Genomic DNA, 19458 nt, shown 5'->3' with positions numbered 1-19458 from the left:
AATTATAACATATATTGTAAAGCCAAATCCGAGTTAATTAGCGTCTGTACTAAGGTCAGACTTCACACTTGTCACCGGATCGATCGTCTCTCTCCGGATGTCTGCCCCCAGGCCGCGCAATTTCTCAATGATTTCAGCATAACCGCGTTCGATATGGTAGATTTCACGAATTTCCGTCTCACCTTCAGCAAGAAGTCCGGCAATCACTAACGCTGCACCTGCCCGAAGATCGGAAGCGACCACAGTGGCTGAAGTCAAAGGAGTCGGACCGGTGATGACCGCTGCCCGGCCTTCGACTCTGCCGCTCGCATTCATGCGGCGAAGTTCATCAATGTGTTTGAAACGGGCCGAATAGATGGTATCCGTTATCATCGACGAACCTTCCGCCTGCGTCATCAGCACTGAAAATGGTTGCTGAAGGTCTGTCGCAAAACCAGGGTATACCAGGGTTTTGACGTCTATCGCCTGCAATTTCTCAGGTTTCGGAATATAGATCGATTCTTCGCCTTCCTGTACTTCAACACCCATTTCACGTAATTTGGCAGTTAAAGCTTCCATATGGAAAGGAATCACGTTATCGATCGTAATGCCATCTCCCGCAGCTGCGGCCAGGATCATGAAAGTTCCCGCTTCGATGCGGTCAGGGATAATCGTATGGTTAGTGCCATGCAGCTCCTCCACCCCATCGATGCGGATGACATTCGTTCCGGCACCTTTGATCTTCGCACCCATATTTGTCAATAAAGTTGCGACATCAATGATTTCCGGTTCTTTCGCAGCATTTTCAATCGTCGTCTGGCCTTTCGCCAAAACGGCTGCCAGCATGATGTTGATCGTAGCGCCTACTGAAACGACGTCCAGATAAATTTTCGCGCCGCGCAGTTCATCAGCCCGCAGATAAATGGCACCATGCTCATTCGTCACTTTGGCGCCAAGCGCTTCAAAGCCTTTGATGTGCTGATCGATCGGGCGCGGCCCAAGGAAACAGCCGCCCGGCAAACCGATAGCCGCGTGTTTGAAACGGCCAAGCATCGCCCCCATCATATAATAGGAAGCCCGCAATTTTTTCACATTGCCGTTCGGCAACGGCATATCGATCATTTTTGTCGGATCGATGGTCATCGTGCCATTTTCAAAACTGACCTCGCCACCGATTTCCTCTAAGATGCTCTTCAGCGTCCACACGTCAGAAATACCGGGCAAGCCTTCAATCTGAACAGGTGAATTCGCTAGGATCGAAGCTGGAATCAGAGCTACGGCGCTGTTTTTTGCTCCATTGACTTTTATCGTACCGGAAAGGCGTTTGCCTCCTGTAATTTTATAAACGTCCATCATAATTCTCCTTTATCCTTCAGTCCGTTTTTCCCAGTCAGCCAAAAATGCTTCGATCCCTTTATCTGTCAACGGATGCTTGAACATCTGTTCCATAACTTTAATCGGCATAGTACCGATGTGTGCACCATTAAGCGCCGCTTCAGTAACGTGCTGCGGGTGGCGGATCGATGCAGCGATGATTTCAGAATCGATGTCGTGGATTGCGAATATCTCAGCGATCGTCGCAATCAGATCCATGCCGTTATGGCCGATATCATCAAGGCGTCCAAGGAATGGGGATACGTAAGCTGCGCCTGCGCGTGCTGCCAGCAATGCCTGATTCGCACTGAAGATCAATGTCACGTTGACTTTCTTGCCTTCTGCTGCAAGAACCGAGCAAGCTTTCAAGCCGTCCGGCGTCATCGGCAATTTAACTGTGATATTCGGTGCCAGGTCAGCCAGTTCGCGGCCTTCCTTGATCATGCCTTCTGCATCAAGTGCGATAACTTCCCCGCTGATCGAACCGTCGACAAGAGCCGCGATTTCCTTCAAACGATCGTGGAAAGATACGTTCTTCTCTTTCGCAACCAATGACGGGTTAGTCGTAACACCTGAAAGGATGCCCCATGAATGCGCTTCTTTAATCTCTTCAAAATTCGCTGTATCAATAAAAAATTTCATAATCAATTTTCCTCCTGTAGTACGGAAAAAAGAGAAGGCGATGATTTGGTCGCTTCTTCTCTCTTCCATCTATTTTAATTCAATCTATTACGCTTTGCCCGAACTTCCGAATTCGCGCATTTTTCCAATGACAGTCGCTTTGATCGCTTCACGGGCAGGACCCATGTACTTGCGCGGATCATAAACGATTTTGTCATTGTCCAATACTTCACGGACCGCTTTTGCAGACGCAATCTGGTTTTCCGTGTTGACGTTGATCTTCGCAGTCCCAAGCGATACAGAACGTTGAATATCTTTCACTGGAATCCCTGTACCACCGTGAAGAACAAGCGGCACGTCACATAGCTGTGAAATTTCTTCCATTTCCTTGAAGCCAAGATTCGGTTCACCTTTGTAAGGTCCATGGACAGAACCTAGAGCAGGCGCCAAGCAATCAATTCCAGTTTCTTCAACCAGCTGTTTGCATTCCTGAGGATCCGCATAAATGACGCCATCCGCGATGATGTCATCTTCCTGTCCGCCGACAGTGCCAAGTTCCGCTTCAACCGAAACGTTATGTTTATGTGCATATTCCACGACTTGTTTTGTAATTTCTATGTTTTCTTCAAAAGGATGGTGTGATGCGTCAATCATAACTGAGGTAAAACCGGCATCAATCGCTTCCTTGCACTTTTCGAAGCTTGAACCGTGATCCAGGTGGATTGCCACTGGCACAGTAATTTTATAATCATGGATCAGCCCTTTGACCATATTCACAACCGTTGTAAATCCACCCATATATCGGGCTGCTCCTTCAGAAACACCACAAATGACCGGAGAATTCTCCTCTTGTGCCGCCTGCAGGATCGCCTGTGTGAATTCCAGGTTGTTCAGGTTGAACTGACCGATCGCATATCCTTCTTCTTTACCTTTTATCATCATTTCTTTCATTGAAACTAATGCCATGCCAAATTTCCTCCTCAGCTGTCGAATAAAGCAAATACCTATCCCATCATAACAAAAACTGTATCACTACGCCACTTCCCAGTGTATCAGTCGTCTAACAAATTCTTTACAGTCTCGCGCAACTCGAAGACGTCGAACGGTTTTGTGAAATGGCAGACAGCTCCCCAGTTCTTCGCTTCTTCGATCAAATCCAGTTCTCCGTAAGCCGTCATCATCACGACCTGGGCGCCTTTGCATTCCCGTTTCATTCGCTTCAGGATTTCAATGCCATCCATTCCCGGAATTTTCATATCCAGCAGGACGAGCTCCGGCCGTTCATTCTTGAAAATATCGAGCGCTTCCTGACCGGTGCCCGCAGAAAGCGTCGTGAATCCTTCCGTTGAGAAAACCTCTTCCAAAAGCATCCGGATACCCAGCTGATCGTCCACAATCATAATCTTTTTCATTAGATTCCCTCCTGATCCTGCTTTCCGACTTTTTTCATCTGTTATAATTCTGCATGAGGTGATAGATTTGAAAATGCTGTCCACACAATTGACCGGTCTCTTCCAGCACATCGAAGGACATGAGGAAACAGTTGAAGATATCGCGCGTCTCCTTGCCCAGGCAGCTGTCAGCGAAGGCATAATTCACATTGCAGCCTTCGGTGAAATGAAAGCCGTCTTGGCCGCAGCAATCGACGGGGCCGAACCTCTCGCTGCTGCAAGGGCCTGGAAACCCGACAGCCTGGTGACAAGCACAGACCGTGTCTTTATTCTAGCAAAAAAAGACGAAGGGGATGAACTGGCAGGCAGACTGTCGGATGCTGCCATCCCATTTGCCATGCTGTGTGCAGAATCCTATAACAGTGACCTGCCCGAAGTCTTCCTGTCGCTCGGCATCGACAAAGGCATCAGGACAAGTGAAACCGGCGGCCGTCCCATCGTGCCTCATGCAATGGCGGCGCTGTATGTCTATCACAGCATTCAGTTGATGATCAAAGAGATGCTGGCAGAATAAACAAAAGCCTTTCCGAAAACATATTTCGGAAAGGCTTTTGTTTTGTCTTACACTTGTTTCTTATCCAAAGAAGCTTTGATGAATTCACGGAACAATGGTTGCGGGCGATTCGGGCGTGAGATGAATTCCGGGTGGAACTGGCTCGCCACGAACCATGGGTGATCGGCAAGCTCGATGATTTCGACAAGGCGGCCATCCGGGCTTGTGCCCGAGAATTTAAAGCCGGCTGCTTTAAACTGCTCGCGGTATTCGTTATTGAACTCATAACGGTGACGGTGGCGTTCGTAAACCAATGTTTCGCCGTAAGCTTCATGTGCTTTCGACCCTTCCTGCAATTTGGCAGGCTGAAGTCCAAGGCGAAGCGTGCCTCCGAGGTCTTCAACATCTTTTTGCTCCGGCAACAGATCGATGACCGGATACGGTGTTTTCGGATTCAATTCGGAAGAGTTGGCGTCATCCATGCCGAGGATGCTGCGGCCGAATTCAACAGAAGCCAGCTGCATGCCGAGGCAGATACCGAAGAACGGCACTTTGTTTTCACGCGCATATTTGATCGCAGCGATCTTGCCTTCAATACCGCGGTCGCCGAATCCGCCAGGAACAAGGATTCCGTCAGAGTCTTTCAGCAGTTCAGCCGCATTTTCAGCGGTGATGTGTTCGGCGTTGATCCAGTCCACTTCGATTTCAGCATCGAAAGCGAAACCGGCATGCTTCATTGCTTCCACTACAGAAATATAAGCATCCTGCAGCTCGACATATTTTCCGACCAGTCCGATGCGGACCGTCTTCTTCAAGGATTTCACTTTTTCAACAAGCTCTGACCATTCGCCCATTTCCGCTTCCGGCGCTTCGATGCCGAAATGATCCAGAACGATCTGGTCCATGTTTTGCTCTTTCAGGCGGAGAGGGATTTCATAAATCACATCGACATCGCGTGATTCGATTACTTCCTCCGCTTTGATATCGCAGAACAACGCAATTTTGTCTTTCATATCCTGCGGCACCGGATGCTCCGTACGGACAACGATCAGGTTAGGCTGGATACCCAGGCTGCGTAATTCCTTGACACTGTGCTGGGTCGGTTTCGTCTTCATTTCCTTTGCAGCCCCCAGGAACGGAATCAGCGTACAGTGGACATACATGACCTGCTCGCGTCCAAGATCCGATTTCATCTGGCGGATCGCTTCCAGGAACGGAAGGGATTCGATATCCCCGACTGTCCCGCCGATTTCCGTGATGACAACGTCAGCTTTCGCCGTTTTCGCAGCACGCAGGAGACGGTCTTTGATTTCATTCGTGATATGCGGAATCACTTGGACCGTTCCGCCAAGATAATCACCTCGGCGCTCTTTCTGGATGACGGTCGAGTAGACTTTCCCTGTCGTCACGTTCGAATACTGGTTGAGGTTGATGTCGATAAAACGCTCGTAGTGGCCAAGATCCAGGTCGGCTTCCGCGCCGTCGTCCGTCACGTAGACTTCCCCGTGCTGATAGGGGCTCATTGTGCCCGGATCGATATTGATATACGGATCGAATTTCTGGATCGTTACGTTCAACCCTCTGTTTTTCAATAAACGCCCCAGCGAAGCGGCTACGATTCCTTTGCCAAGCGACGATACTACGCCGCCGGTTACGAAAATATACTTTGTCATGTTTGTTTCCTCCTCGATTTTGAAAGAAGATGGTTTACTTAGCTTTATAAGCTGAATTAATAATTTTAAATAATCGATATTCCGCATAACTGCTTCGCTTTCCAAAACCCGTGCTCCTGCATCGCTGCGCTGCTTCGTCGCAAAGACTTGCCCTCGCAAGCTTCGGACAATGTCTTGGCTCCCGCCCAATCCTCCTCGTCCGCTTCGCTCCCTGCGGTGTATCGGTCGCGTCGCTAAGCCGCAGGAGTCTTCGCTGTTCTACTCCATATCTTCAGGAAGTTCACTGCAGAGAGGATCGGTTTATAAAATGCGATTGTGATAGAGCTCGCTCACTCGGGTATTCGCCCGAGTGTTTTACAGCTAGATACTTTTTCAAGAGTCCACTTATTTTCTCTTATATCCAGAAGTCGACTCCAGCGAAGGAGCGCGCCAGGACGGAGCGGAGCAATAAGACGAGTGGTTTTCTCGGCTTATTGCGGGAGCTTAGTCCAAAGCGACGAAGCGGTATATTTTTATTTTTTTATTCCAACTTATATGACCCGGGGAAAAATAAAAAGCGCCCCTCCTGCTGCGTGCAGAGGGAGCGCATAAACTGTTCCGAATCAATCTCCTATTTTAAGGAGCCCAGTAAAATCTTATCCGGACCAGCGGTTAAAGTCAAGGTAAAAAAAGTTCAGCTTACTTCAACTCGTCTTCTTCATCTTCATCGTCTTCATCTTCGTCAATGATGTTTCCGTCGATGTCTTCAACAAGTACGTCGACATCCTCTTCATCTTCGTCTTCATCCGGAACTGTATCAAAGTCGAGAACTTCCACTTCTTCACCAAGTTTCGGTGTGATGTCCTCATCGTCTTCATCTTCGTCGTCTTCATCGAAATCATCAAAATCGAGTTCGTCTTCCATCTCAAGGTCCATTTCGTCGAATTCCTCGTCATCCGCAACTTTAGCTTTCTTCTTGCGGGCTTTGACAGTCGGAGCCGATTCTTCTTCGATCTGCTCGACCGGATACCATTCGCGAAGGCCCCAGCGGTTTTCGCCAAGGATCAGGAAGCGTCCATCAATATTCATATCCGTATAGAATTGTACAAGGCGCGCTTTCATCTCTTCTTTCGAAAGTCCAAGCAAATTCTCAATTTCCTCAACGATTTCCGGGTATGTTTTTGTTTCATGAGTTTCTTCCAATAATGCATATGTTAAGTCGACAAACGACTCTTCGATCAGTTCTTCTCTGGATAATTCACGTAATTTCAATTAGTCCACGTCCCTTCTTCTCTCTTAACTTAATTCATTATATACAAAGTCTCTGCAGTCCGCTACCGTGACTTGTTTTTTCTTTTCCCCAATACTTTCCAGCCGTAATAGAACAAGTACAATGACAGGATGATAAACGGAATCGAACCCAATGCCCTATTGTACAGAAAAACGATCAAGATGATACAAAGAATAACGATAAGGTAATTTAAATATTTCGGCATGATTTAAAACATCCTTTATGTCCTGCTGACTAGTTCCTTCTATTATAACGAAGTTTCCTGAATATATCGAATCACTTTGCGGATACGGAAAGGGTGCCTGAGAAAATGCAGGAACTAAAACCCCGAACACCCGATTCCCACCATTTCGACATATGAAAAACCCGCCTGCACCTGGATGCAAACGGGTTTCCACTCCACTCTCTTACATATTCCGGCGATATTGCCCGCCGACTTCGTATAAGGCAGTCGTAATCTGGCCGAGACTCGCCACTTTGACAGTTTCCATCAATTCTTCGAAGATGTTGCCGCCGGTTTTAGCGACCTGCTTCAAGCGTTCAAGTGCTTCAGCCGAATCGTTGCGCTCCTGGAAAGCACGCAGATTCGCAATTTGCGTCTCTTTTTCTTCTTTTGTGGCACGGGCGATTTCCATCGAGTTGATGTCTTCATCCGATTGCGGATTCGGGTTCAAGTAAGTGTTGACTCCGATGATCGGCAATTCGCCTGTATGTTTCAGCATTTCGTAATGCATCGATTCTTCCTGGATCTTACCGCGCTGATATTGCGTTTCCATCGCGCCAAGAACGCCGCCGCGGTCGTTGATGCGGTCGAATTCCTGCATTACCGCTTCTTCCACCAGCTGCGTCAGTTCCTCGACAATGAATGCGCCTTGCAGCGGGTTTTCGTTTTTCGACAAGCCATGCTCTTTCGTGATGATCATCTGGATCGCCATTGCGCGGCGAACGGATTCTTCCGTCGGAGTCGTGATGGCTTCATCGTAAGCGTTGGTGTGAAGCGAGTTCGTGTTATCCTGCAATGCCATCAATGCCTGCAGCGTCGTGCGGATATCATTGAAATCGATTTCCTGCGCATGAAGGCTGCGACCTGAAGTCTGAACATGGTATTTCAGTTTCTGGCTGCGTTCATTGGCACCGTATTTGTCGCGCATGACGATTGCCCAGATGCGTCTAGCCACACGGCCGATCACCGTATATTCCGGATCCAGGCCGTTCGAGAAGAAGAACGACAGGTTCGGTGCAAAGTCATCGATATTCATGCCGCGGCTCAAATAATACTCCACGTACGTGAAACCATTCGATAATGTGAACGCAAGCTGTGAAATCGGGTTCGCTCCAGCTTCCGCAATATGGTAACCGGAAATCGACACCGAATAATAATTGCGCACTTTATGGTCGATGAAGTACTGCTGGATATCGCCCATCATCCGAAGCGCAAATTCAGTCGAGAAGATGCATGTGTTCTGACCTTGATCTTCTTTCAGGATATCGGCCTGAACCGTTCCGCGCACCACTTGCAGCGTCTTTTCACGGACTTCTGTAAATTCCTCCATCGTTAACGGACGGCCGAATTTCTCTTCATTCACCTTGACCTGCTGGTCGATTGCCGTGTTCATGAACATCGCCAGGATGATCGGGGCCGGGCCGTTGATCGTCATCGACACGGATGTCGACGGCGCACAAAGGTCAAAGCCGTCATATAATTTCTTCATATCGTCAAGTGTACAGATGGACACCCCTGATTCGCCGACTTTGCCGTAGATATCCGGACGGTGGTCTGGATCTTCGCCGTAAAGCGTTACAGAATCAAATGCCGTCGACAGACGTTTCGCGTCATCGTCTTTTGACAGATAATGGAATCTTCTGTTTGTACGTTCCGGTGTCCCTTCGCCTGCAAACTGGCGTTTCGGGTCTTCACCTGCACGTTTGAACGGGAACACCCCAGCCGTATAAGGGAATGAACCCGGTACGTTTTCAGCGTAAACCCAGCTCAGGATTTCACCATAATCCACGAATTTCGGAAGAGCGACACGCGGAATCTTCAAGCCTGATAAGCTTTCCGTGCGTAAAATCGTACGGATTTCCTTGTCACGCACCGTTGTCACAAATTCATCGCCTGTATAGGCTTCTTTCAGTGCATCCCAGTTTTCAAGGATGCGTTTTGATTCGTTGGTCAGCTCGGCTTTAACGCCTTCGGCCAATGATTCGAGTGATTTCACCAATGCATCATCCGGTGCGTTTTTCTTCACTTCATCGATCGCACCTTCCAATTGGAAGAGACGGCGCGCGAAGGCTGCCTGCTCATTCGCCTTCGCATGATAGCCGCGAACGGTATCCGTCAATTCCCGGAGGTAATAACGGCGCTCGTTCGGGATGATCAAATTCTCTTTTTGTGTTTTGACGAACTGCTCGTAATCCGTTGTCCAGTCTGTGCCGCATTTTTCATTGACGACAGCAACCAAAGCTGCGAATAACGAGTTCGTTCCTTTATCGTTGAACTGGCTCGCGATCGTACCGAATACCGGCATCGAATCCAAATCTTTATCCCATAACAGATGGCTGCGCTGGAATTGTTTCTGGACTTGGCGAAGCGCGTCCTCAGAACCTTTGCGCTCGAATTTATTGATGACAATCAAATCGGCATAATCGATCATGTCGATTTTTTCAAGTTGTGAAGGTGCACCGAATTCACTTGTCATGACGTACATCGATACGTCGGAGAAGTTGGCGATTTCCGCATCCCCTTGTCCGATGCCGCTTGTTTCAACAATGATCAGATCGAACCCTGCCGCTTTCACGACATCCAAAACGTCACCGATCGCGCCTGAAAGCTCTGAGCGCGAACCCCGTGTCGCAAGGCTTCTCATGAAAACACGGTTGTTGAAAATGGCGTTCATGCGGATACGGTCACCGAGAAGGGCGCCACCTGTTTTTTGTTTTGTCGGGTCAATCGACAGGATCGCAATTTTCTTATCCGGCAGTTCAGAGAGGAAACGGCGGATCAATTCATCCGTCAGCGAACTTTTCCCGGCGCCGCCTGTTCCAGTGATGCCTAGAACCGGGGTGTGTTTCGAACGGGCCCGAACCGCTTCCAGCAATTCGTCCGTATCGACTTCACGCGTATGCGCTTCTTCGGCAACCGTGATGAAATTTGCAAGTGCCACCGGGTTGTCCGCTGCTAACCCTTCGATTGGCTGATCTGGTTTAATCGTTGAAAAATCACATTCCTCGACGATCTCCATGATCATGCCCTGAAGGCCCTTTTTACGCCCGTCTTCCGGAGAGAAGATGCCGGCGATGCCGTATTCTTCAAGTTCCTGTATTTCACGCGGCAGGATTACACCACCGCCGCCGCCGTAGATGCGGATATGGCCGGCGCCTTTTTCCTGCAGCAGATCATACATATATTTGAAGTATTCGACATGGCCCCCTTGATAAGAGGAAATTGCGATTCCCTGCACGTCTTCCTGGATTGCGGCATTGACGACTTCTTCCACCGAACGGTTATGTCCGAGATGGATCACTTCCACTCCACTTGCCTGCAGAATGCGGCGCATGATGTTGATCGATGCGTCATGGCCATCGAAAAGACTCGAAGCCGTCACGAAACGGATGTGATTTTTCAGCTGATACGCTTTTGTTTCCTGGATTGTAGCCATTTATTAATAGCCCCCTGTTATCGTGGTTTTTTCCCCTGCCATCCCCTGCATAAGGAATTTCGTTTGCATACTGATGAATTCTTCTATGGTGAAATCGCGCAGGGCCCACCGGCGGAATGCCCACATCTGGCCCTGAACGAATAAATGATGAGACGCCAATACGATTTCTTTCGGTGTCAGATTCAATTGGCCGCGCTCGGCGCATTCCGTCAACAGGCGCTCGAAAAGGGAAACCATTTCGATTTCCTTTTTCAGCACATATTCCAGCGCATCCTTCGGCAATGATTTCGACTCCTGATACATGACCACGAATTCATCCTGCATTTCGTCGATCAAACCGTAATAATGTTCAAGCGCCGTTACAAGCACCTCGACTGAACCATTTTTCAGATCGACCGCACCTAGGCGTGAATGCACTTCGTCGTAGATCGAATCACAAACGAGATAAAGAACGTCTTCTTTTGTCCGGATGTATTCATATAAAGTGCCGATGCTGAAACCGGCGGCTTTGGCGATTTCCCGTGTCGTTGTCCGGTGAAAGCCCTTTTCCTTGAAAAGCGTGACAGCACCGCGGATCATCTGCGCCCGGCGCTTTTCGATCAGGCTTTCATCTTTAACGGAAGACTGTATTGCACGCTTTTCATTCATTGGCCTGCCTCCGATTATTTAGTGACCATACGGGAAATGACCAGACGCTGGATTTCCTGTGTGCCTTCATAGATTTGCGTGATTTTCGCATCGCGCATGAAGCGTTCAACCGGATAGTCTTTCGTATAGCCGTAACCACCGAATACCTGGACTGCTTCTACAGTAACTTTCATCGCTGTGTCGCCGGCCATCAATTTCGCCATCGCCGATTCTTTGCTGTATGAGTATTTATTCGACTCAAGCCATGCCGCCTGGTAAGTCAGCAGGCGTGAAGCTTCGATCGAAGTCGCCATATCCGCAAGTTTGAAGGAAATCCCCTGGTTTGCAGCGATCGGCTTGCCGAATTGCTCACGCTCTTTCGCGTAACCGACGGCAGCGTCCATTGCGCCCTGAGCGATTCCGACTGCCTGTGCAGCGATTCCGTTACGTCCGCCGTCAAGTGTCTGCATCGCGATTTTAAACCCTTGGCCAAGTTCGCCGAGCATGTTTTCTTTCGGTACGCGGCAGTTATCGAAAATGATTTCAGTTGTAGGGCTTGAGCGAATGCCGAGTTTGCGCTCTTTTTTGCCGACCGAGAAACCTTCGAAACCGCTTTCTACGATAAACGCAGTCGTCCCTTTATGTTTTGAAGTCGGATCAGTCACTGCGAAAACGATATAGATATCTGCGATGCCGCCGTTTGTGATGAAGATTTTCGAACCGTTCAGGATGTAGTGGTCGCCGTCTTCCTTAGCGGAAGTTTTCATGCCGCCAGCGTCAGAACCTGAAGCCGGTTCAGTCAAACCGTAAGCACCGATTTTCGTGCCTTCCGCCATCGGACGAAGGTATTTCTGTTTCTGCTCCTCTGTCCCGAATGTATATACCGGCCAGCCCGCAAGCGACGTATGCGCAGAAAGTGTTACGCCAGTTGAAGCACAGACGCGTGACAATTCTTCAACCGCGATGCAGTATGCCAGGTAATCGGAACCGATTCCGCCGTACTCTTCCGGCCACGGAATACCCGTAAGGCCCAGTTCCGCCATCTTATCGAAAATTTCACGGTCAAAACGTTCTTCTTCGTCACGTTCTTCTGCAGTCGGCGCCACTTCGTTCACTGCAAAGTCGCGCACCATTTTACGGATCATTTCATGTTCTTCGCTTAATTTGAAATTCATTGTCAATTTCCCCCTGCTATTTTAGTAGTTGTTTGCTGATGACGATACGTTGGATTTCACTCGTGCCTTCATAGATTTCCGTCACTTTGGCGTCGCGGAACAGTCGCTCCACCGGATAATCTTCTGTATAGCCATAGCCTCCGTATACCTGGACCGCTTCAATCGCGATATCCATGGCGGCTTTCGATGCATATAGTTTCGCCATCGACGCTTCTTTATTGCAATCCTTGCCTTCGGAATAAAGGCTGGCTGCATTGTAGACGAGCAATTTCGCCGCTTCGACCTGAGTTGCCATGTCCGCAAGTTTGAACGCGACGCCCTGCTGCTGGGCAATCGGCTTGCCGAATTGCTCACGCTCTTTGGCGTAGGCAACCGCGTACTCATATGCCGCTTCCGCAATGCCAAGCGCCTGGGCAGCGATGCCGATGCGACCGACGTTCAAATTTGCCATCGCGATGGAAAAGCCTTTGTTTTCCGTGCCCAACAGGTTTTCAGCCGGCACCCGCATATTGTCGAACGTCAATTGCACTGTACGGGAACCGTGAAGACCCATCTTCTTCTCATCTTTGCCGATGATCAGGCCCGGGTAATCTTTTTCGACGATGAATGCGGAGATGCCGCGAGATCCGGCTTCCGGTTTCGTCGAAGCGAAGACGATGTAAGTATCCGCCTCACCGCCGTTCGTGATGAACACTTTAGAACCGTTCAGCACGTATTCATCACCGTCAAGAACCGCTTTCGTCTTCAGGCTGCCGGCATCGGATCCGGCGCCTGGTTCAGTCAGGCAGAATGCGCCGAGGTATTCACCGCTCGCAAGTTTCGGCACGTATTTCGCAATCTGTTCTTCGGTTCCGAAATGCAGGATTGGATTCGTGCCGACGGAGGTATGCACCGAAAGGATGACTCCCACCACGCCGCTCACTTTCGATAATTCGTGGATGGCCGTGATATAGGAAGTGAAATCCATTTCCGATCCGCCGTATTTTTCAGGAGCTGTGATGCCCATGAGGCCCAGTCCCGCCATTTTCTTTACGATTTCCCTCGGGAATTCGCCTTCTTCCATCTTTTCAATGAAAGGGGCGATTTCTTCCTTTGCAAAATCACGCACCATATTGCGCATCATAATTTGTTCGTCTGTAAAATGTAAATCCATTGCGGGTTCCCCCCTCGATTAATTGTATTCGTAGAATCCGCGGCCAGTTTTCTTGCCAAGCCATCCGGCTTTCACATATTGACGCAGCAATGGGCTTGGGCGGTATTTGCTGTCGCCGAAGCCTTCATGAAGCACTTCCATGATGTACAGGCACGTATCCAGGCCAATAAAATCAGCCAGTTCAAGCGGTCCCATCGGATGGTTCATGCCCATTTTCATGATGCTGTCGATCGCTTCTTTCGTCGCGACGCCTTCCTGAAGCGTGAACACCGCTTCATTGATCATCGGCATCAGGATTCGGTTCGAAACAAATCCAGGAAAGTCGTTGCATTCCACCGGCGTCTTCGATAGTTTCAATGTCATTTCTTCTATTGTTTTATAAACTTCATCCGTTGTCGCAAGGCCGCGAATGATTTCAACCAATTTCATCACCGGCACCGGGTTCATGAAATGCATGCCGATCACCTGTTCCGGACGGTTCGTCACAGCTGCGATTTCCGTAATCGGAAGTGAAGATGTGTTCGTCGCAAGAATCGCGTGCTTCGGCGCCACTTCGTCAAGCGTCTTGAAAATGCTGTGTTTGATTTCCATATTCTCAACAGCGGCTTCGATGACGATGTCGACATCATGTGCGTCTTTTAAATCAAGCGAAGGGGTGATGCGGCCAAGAACCGCCATTTTCTCTTCTTCGGTCATGCGCTCTTTTTCAACGTTGCGGGAAAGGTTTTTCGTGATGCCTTCAATCCCGCGGTCATATGCTTCCTGTTTCATATCGTTCAATTTCACATTAAATCCTGCCTGTGCGCAAACCTGCGCGATGCCGGAACCCATTTGTCCGGCGCCAATCACCATCATGTTCTGAATTGCCATGCTTATTTTGCCTCCTTGGGAACTTCAATCATAATTGCATCACCTTGTCCGCCGCCTGAACAGATGGCAGCGATTCCGATGCCGCCTCCGCGGCGTCTCAACTCATATGCCAGCGTCAGGATGATGCGTGTGCCGCTTGCGCCGATCGGGTGGCCAAGTGCGACAGAGCCGCCGTTGACATTAACTTTTTCTGCATCCAGTCCTGCGATTTTCGAACTCGCCAGTGCAACTGCCGCGAATGCTTCGTTGATTTCAAAAAGGTCGATATCCTCCAATGATTTGCCTGTTTTCTTCAACAATTCATTGATGACAAGACCCGGCGTTTCCGGGAAACGATGCGGCTCCACTGCGACTTCTGTATGTGCCAGCACATAAGCAAGCGGCGTTTTGCCGTCTTTTTGCGCACGTTCTTCGCTCATCAATACGAGCGCCGCCGCTCCGTCATTGATGCCCGGTGCGTTGCCGGCTGTAATCGTGCCGTCTTTGCCGAATGCCGGCTTCAATTTCGCCAGCGCTTCAGCAGTCGTGCCTTTGCGCGGTGCTTCGTCCAGTTTTACTTGAAGCGGATCCCCTTTACGCTGTTTCACTTCGACCGGCGTGATTTCTTCAGCGAAAATGCCAGCCGATTTCAATGCCCGTTCATGTGAACGGACAGACCAGTCATCCTGCATTTCACGCGTCAGGCCATGCTCTTCGGCCGTCGAGTTTCCATAAGTGCCCATATGGACTTTATCGGGATGGAATGAACACGATAATCCGTCATGAACCATGCCATCGATCATTTGCGCATCACCCATGCGGAGACCCCAACGGGCTTTCGGCAAGTAGTAAGGTGCATTCGACATGGATTCCATGCCGCCTGCGACGATCACTTCCTCGTCTCCGAGGCGAATGATCTGATCGGCCATCGTCACTGAACGGAGACCCGAAGCACAGACTTTATTGATGGTTTCCGATTTAACGTTATATGGAATGCCCGCTTTATATGCAGCCTGTCTTGAGGGAATCTGTCCCTGGCCCGCCTGGAGCACGTTGCCCATGATGACTTCCTGTACATCTTCCGGCTGGATGCCTGCGCGGTTCATCGCTTCTTTGATCGCTGCTGCCCCGAGGTCGCTTGCTGTAACTGAACTCAGCCCACCACCGAATTTTCCGAATGCTGTACGTGCGCCATCAATGATAACTGTTTTTGCCATGATTATTTTCCTCCCTATCGTTGTAAACGTTTTCAAATGGAATGAAAAAATATTGGATGTGGCTTATTTCCTGGAATCGACGATAAATACCAGAATCGCTGATAAACTCTAAAAAATCGCTGATAAACGCCAAAAAATCGCTGATAAACCTCTGAAAACCGCTGATAAACTCTAAAAAACCGCTGATAAAATTCCAATGCCTTACTAGCTTCAAAGGGTTCCCCGCTTCTATAATTAGTGACAGGCAATACTTGCCTCGGCTTCGCCTCACTAGCTTCGTCACAAATCAAATCGCCTGATGACGTCCGGATTTTTGGGTGACCGAACGCTCGCTCGACAAGTTCTCGTGAAAAAAGGGAGCTTTTACACTCCCTCTTCTTATCTTTCATCTTATAGAATTCCGCAAGTTTTGGCAATATTTATTGAATCTTACTGAACAATCGTCTCTTCCGGCATCGGTGTTTCATTGCCGAAGATCGACATTTCCAGAAGTTCAGCAACATCGTATGTGCCTACTGTTTCTTCAACTTCTTTCGCTTTCGTTCCGTCTGACAGCATTGTCAGGCAGTACGGACAGCCGGAAGAAATCATCGTCGGATTGACTTCAAGTGCCTGTTCGGTACGCGCAACGTTGACGCGGTGACCGGCATCTTCTTCCATCCACATCAATCCGCCGCCTGCGCCACAGCACATGCCGTCCTGGCGGTTGCGGACCATCTCAACGAGTTCAACGCCTTCGATCGATTTCAGGATCTCACGCGGTGCGTCGTAGACATCGTTGTAGCGGCCGAGGTAGCAGGAATCATGGAAAGTAATCTTTTCATTGACTGCGTATTTCGGTTTCAGCTTGCCTTGCTGCAATAATTCGAACAGCATTTCAGTGTGGTGATAGACTTCAGCCTGGAAGCCGAAATCCGGATATTCGTTTTTGAAGATATTGTATGCATGCGGATCGATTGTAACGATTTTCTTGATCTCCGCTTTTTCAAACTCTTTGATGTTCGCTGTCGCCAGTTCCTGGAACAGGAATTCGTTTCCGAGACGACGCGGTGTATCACCGGAGTTCTTTTCTTTATTGCCGAGAATTGCGAATTTCACTCCCGCTTCGTTCATCAGGCGAGCAAATGACAAAGCGATTTTTTGAGAGCGGCTGTCGAATGAGCCCATTGAACCGACCCAGAACAGGAATTCGAATTCTTCGCCGGCTTTGTTCATTTCTTTGACAGTCGGGATATGAACGTCTTCACGTGCATCTCTCCAGTTTTCTTTGTCTTTACGGTTAAGACCCCAAGGATTCCCCTGCTTCTCGATGTTGGTCATCGCGCGTTGAGCATCCTTATCCATTTTTCCTTCCGTCATTACAAGGTAACGGCGAAGGTCGATGATTTTGTCGACGTGCTCGTTCATAACCGGACATTGGTCTTCACAGTTACGGCAAGTCGTGCATGCCCAGATTTCTTCTTCTGTGATTACATCGCCGATCAGGCTCGGGCTGTAAAGGTCATCGATTGTAACGCCTTCAGCGCCGGCAGCCATCGCGAGCTGATTCCCTTGTGTGTTGCTGAATGCCATTGCCGGCACCCACGGTTTTTTCTGGGTCATTACGGCACCTGTATTTGTCAGGTTATCGCGAAGTTTCGTGATCAGATCCATTGGCGACAGCATTTTCCCTGTGCCAGTTGCCGGACACATATTCGTGCATCGTCCACATTCCACACAAGCATAGAAGTCGATCATCTGCGCTTGTGTAAAGTCCGTGATTTTGCCGACACCGAATGAAGGCATGGCGTCCGGGTCGTCATCATCCGCTTCTTCCATCTCTTCAAAATTGATCGGCTTCAAGCGGCCGACATGGTCAACCCGGTGGAACCAGGTGTTGACCGGTCCGAAGATCAGGTGAGCGTGTTTAGATTGTGGTACATAAACAAGGAATGTCAACAGGAACAATAGATGTGCCCACCACATAACATAGAAGATCGTTGCGGCAACTGTCGTCGAAGCTGCACCGAAGACCATTGCGAATACAGATGCAACCGGCTCTGTCCAAGCTGCTTCGTGGCCCTGCCAGACCATGCCGGCGCCATTACCTACAAGAACGGTAACCATCAGGCCGCCGATGAAAATCAATACAAGACCTGATTTCCAGCCTCGTTTCAGACGTACCAGCTTTTCAATATAACGTCTGTAGAACGCCCATATTACGGCAACCAGGATTGTTAAAGTAACAATTTCCTGGAAAAATGTAAATGCCGGATAGAGCGGTCCAAGCGGTAAATGAGAACCTGGTGCCAAGCCTTTGATGATAAAGTCGATGGCACTGGCTTGAACAAGCAGGAAGCCATAGAAGAACATGACGTGGATGGTCCCACTTTTCTTATCCTTCATTAATTTTTTCTGGCCAAAAACGTTGACCATGACTTTGCGGATACGTTCGTTGAAATTATCTTCGAATTCCACTTTCTTACCAAGCTTGATGTAATCATAGCGTGATTTCAGCAGATAGATGAACAGATAAACTGCGTATGCCGTAACAGCCAAAAACAAGACCCAGTTAGCGATGAGCAATGGCTCCATTGGTACTCCCCCTTAAAAATATATTCCAAAAATCCTTATTCAAAGTTTACGTGAACTCCCATCGATTGTCGATGCTTAGTTCTATATTAAAATATGAATGAGCATTCAGTCAATAGTTCTATTGAAAGGGTTTTCATTTTTAATTTAAAACAGCAAAAACAAAAAAGCATCGCTCAAGGCGATGCTTCGTCATTCTATTTAAAGAATAAAGGATAAAAAGGTTCGCCAAGATACTCTTTTGCCGCTTCAACCTTCTCTTCGCGGATCCCGATCAGCACAGAAGCAGCGGGACCTCCGGAAGCCACGAGGTCGAGATCAGCCGTCACCGAAACAGCTTTGCCCATCATCAACTCCACTTCAGCCGCAATTCCTTTGGAACCGACTGGCCACAGCCTGCTGATCATTTTTTGTTGGACAGCCCCGTGAATTTTCTTCAAGTCAGCGATTTGATCAATATTTTTCAAAACTTCATCGCCTGCGAGCGGCATTCCGTATGCGAACCATTGCAAATCCGAATATCCGATATCTCGCACGCGTTTCCCCAGCATCGTGACGGCAATTCCTGACTGCAAAGTTTCCATATTCGTTTCTGAACTGCCGGTAATGGGGATGAGGTCCAAGCCAGCTTCCTCAAAAAGTTCTTCTATACCGGCAATATACCGGCCCCACTGGCTCGCACCGCTAAAGTTCTGAAGCAGCACTGCCTGCGGTTCGCTTCCTGCTGCCCATTGTTCCAGCAATGCTACACGAGCCGCGAATTTGGCGGTAATAAAAGCAGGAGCTTTTACTGCATCCAACGGTTTTTCACCGATTCCTGCTGAATTATCTGTAGTAATGATCCAGCCATCCAATTGCAATTCATGCCGCATCAAAATGCCCTCTCTCTGAATCTATTCATGTAGGGCATGACAATTCCCGCTGCTCCCGCATTAATGGCAGAAGCAATGATCAGACCTGGAACGGAGGCATAGAAAAATGCCGGCGATAATAGAAAATAAAAAGGGACAGCCGCCGCAATTCCGTTCAAGCCGATAAAGATGATCCATTTCCATTTATTCAAACCCGCTGCATGCATTTTGGCGAATACCCAAACGGCAATCCACATCTCAGCAGCGATGATTACATGAAAAGGACCGAGCGGAAAGCCGCCGAACAATGCTGAAACAATATGCCCGAAAGCCGCCACAACTCCCGCAAGCGGTGCCGATAAAAACAGTATAGCAATAATTGCCGGCATCGAGTCCAGCGCGATGGATGCGATGCCGAGCGGAATCTTCACCATTCCGCCGATTGCAGATAAGCTGATGAATAAAGCGGCCAGCGCGATCTTCTTCGTAGCCATA

General features: G+C 49.0%; 18 protein-coding genes. 1 reads left to right on the top strand and 17 read right to left on the bottom strand.

Annotation, left to right across the window (positions count from 1 at the left end; translation table 11 throughout):
* Positions 1-33: 33 nt before the first annotated feature.
* The 4 genes from murA to IQ294_RS01005 all read right to left on the bottom strand — a co-directional run bounded on the left by murA (position 34) and on the right by IQ294_RS01005 (position 3386).
* Positions 34-1332, bottom strand: coding sequence for a UDP-N-acetylglucosamine 1-carboxyvinyltransferase (gene murA, locus IQ294_RS01020; protein ID WP_203332158.1), 1299 nt, complete (start codon positions 1330-1332; stop codon positions 34-36).
* 12 nt (positions 1333-1344) lie between these two features.
* On the bottom strand, positions 1345-1995 hold the full coding sequence (gene fsa / locus IQ294_RS01015) for a fructose-6-phosphate aldolase (protein WP_203332157.1): 651 nt from the start codon (positions 1993-1995) through the stop codon (positions 1345-1347).
* 87 nt (positions 1996-2082) lie between these two features.
* On the bottom strand, positions 2083-2940 hold the full coding sequence (locus tag IQ294_RS01010) for a class II fructose-bisphosphate aldolase (RefSeq protein ID WP_203332156.1): 858 nt from the start codon (positions 2938-2940) through the stop codon (positions 2083-2085).
* Positions 2941-3026: 86 nt separating this feature from the next.
* Positions 3027-3386 (bottom strand): response regulator, encoded by a 360-nt coding sequence (locus IQ294_RS01005; RefSeq protein WP_203332155.1) that lies wholly within the window; start codon positions 3384-3386, stop codon positions 3027-3029.
* A 73-nt stretch (positions 3387-3459) separates the two neighbouring features.
* Between IQ294_RS01005 and IQ294_RS01000 the strand changes: the two genes are divergently transcribed.
* Positions 3460-3939: a DUF2529 family protein gene (locus IQ294_RS01000; protein WP_238942610.1), complete on the top strand. Its 480-nt coding sequence runs from the start codon at positions 3460-3462 to the stop codon at positions 3937-3939.
* A 47-nt stretch (positions 3940-3986) separates the two neighbouring features.
* Here IQ294_RS01000 and pyrG read toward each other — a convergent pair whose 3' ends face one another.
* The 13 genes from pyrG to IQ294_RS00935 form a co-directional block, all read right to left on the bottom strand.
* Positions 3987-5591 (bottom strand): CTP synthase, encoded by a 1605-nt coding sequence (pyrG, locus tag IQ294_RS00995; RefSeq protein ID WP_203332153.1) that lies wholly within the window; start codon positions 5589-5591, stop codon positions 3987-3989.
* Positions 5592-6269: 678 nt separating this feature from the next.
* Positions 6270-6842: a DNA-directed RNA polymerase subunit delta gene (rpoE, locus tag IQ294_RS00990; protein ID WP_203332152.1), complete on the bottom strand. Its 573-nt coding sequence runs from the start codon at positions 6840-6842 to the stop codon at positions 6270-6272.
* A gap of 62 nt (positions 6843-6904) precedes the next feature.
* Positions 6905-7066, bottom strand: coding sequence for a hypothetical protein (locus IQ294_RS00985; RefSeq protein WP_203332151.1), 162 nt, complete (start codon positions 7064-7066; stop codon positions 6905-6907).
* A 202-nt stretch (positions 7067-7268) separates the two neighbouring features.
* Entirely contained in the window at positions 7269-10520 is a 3252-nt protein-coding gene (gene icmF, locus IQ294_RS00980) for a fused isobutyryl-CoA mutase/GTPase IcmF (RefSeq protein ID WP_203332150.1), read from the bottom strand.
* Between the two features lie 3 nt (positions 10521-10523).
* Positions 10524-11168, bottom strand: a complete 645-nt coding sequence (locus tag IQ294_RS00975) for a TetR/AcrR family transcriptional regulator (RefSeq protein WP_203332149.1) — start codon at positions 11166-11168, stop codon at positions 10524-10526.
* A gap of 14 nt (positions 11169-11182) precedes the next feature.
* A complete protein-coding gene (locus tag IQ294_RS00970) occupies positions 11183-12322 on the bottom strand; it encodes an acyl-CoA dehydrogenase (RefSeq protein ID WP_203332148.1) in 1140 nt (379 codons plus the stop codon).
* Between the two features lie 16 nt (positions 12323-12338).
* Positions 12339-13475 carry an acyl-CoA dehydrogenase gene (locus IQ294_RS00965; protein ID WP_203332147.1) on the bottom strand — a complete coding sequence of 379 codons (1137 nt, stop codon included), beginning with the start codon at positions 13473-13475 and terminating at the stop codon, positions 12339-12341.
* Positions 13476-13493: 18 nt separating this feature from the next.
* Positions 13494-14345, bottom strand: coding sequence for a 3-hydroxybutyryl-CoA dehydrogenase (locus IQ294_RS00960; protein WP_203332146.1), 852 nt, complete (start codon positions 14343-14345; stop codon positions 13494-13496).
* Positions 14346-14347: 2 nt separating this feature from the next.
* Complete coding sequence (locus IQ294_RS00955; RefSeq protein ID WP_203332145.1) at positions 14348-15541, bottom strand: acetyl-CoA C-acetyltransferase; 1194 nt, start codon at positions 15539-15541, stop codon at positions 14348-14350.
* A complete protein-coding gene (locus IQ294_RS00950) occupies positions 15519-15824 on the bottom strand; it encodes a hypothetical protein (protein WP_203332144.1) in 306 nt (101 codons plus the stop codon). Before IQ294_RS00950 ends, IQ294_RS00955 begins: the two co-directional genes overlap by 23 nt.
* A gap of 146 nt (positions 15825-15970) precedes the next feature.
* Positions 15971-18115: a (Fe-S)-binding protein gene (locus IQ294_RS00945; RefSeq protein WP_203332143.1), complete on the bottom strand. Its 2145-nt coding sequence runs from the start codon at positions 18113-18115 to the stop codon at positions 15971-15973.
* Positions 18116-18309: 194 nt separating this feature from the next.
* Entirely contained in the window at positions 18310-18984 is a 675-nt protein-coding gene (locus IQ294_RS00940) for an alpha-ribazole-5-phosphate synthase (RefSeq protein WP_203332142.1), read from the bottom strand.
* On the bottom strand, positions 18984-19457 hold the full coding sequence (locus IQ294_RS00935; RefSeq protein WP_203332141.1) for an ECF transporter S component: 474 nt from the start codon (positions 19455-19457) through the stop codon (positions 18984-18986). The genes IQ294_RS00940 and IQ294_RS00935 overlap by 1 nt, the downstream gene beginning before the upstream one ends.
* Position 19458 lies beyond the last annotated feature (1 nt).

Origin of the sequence: Planococcus beigongshangi (assembly GCF_016820495.1) — a bacterium.
In the GTDB taxonomy this organism is placed as follows: domain Bacteria; phylum Bacillota; class Bacilli; order Bacillales_A; family Planococcaceae; genus Planococcus; species Planococcus beigongshangi.
The sequence above is the reverse complement of the archived record's forward strand: the minus strand, read 5'-3'. Positions and strand labels throughout refer to the sequence as shown.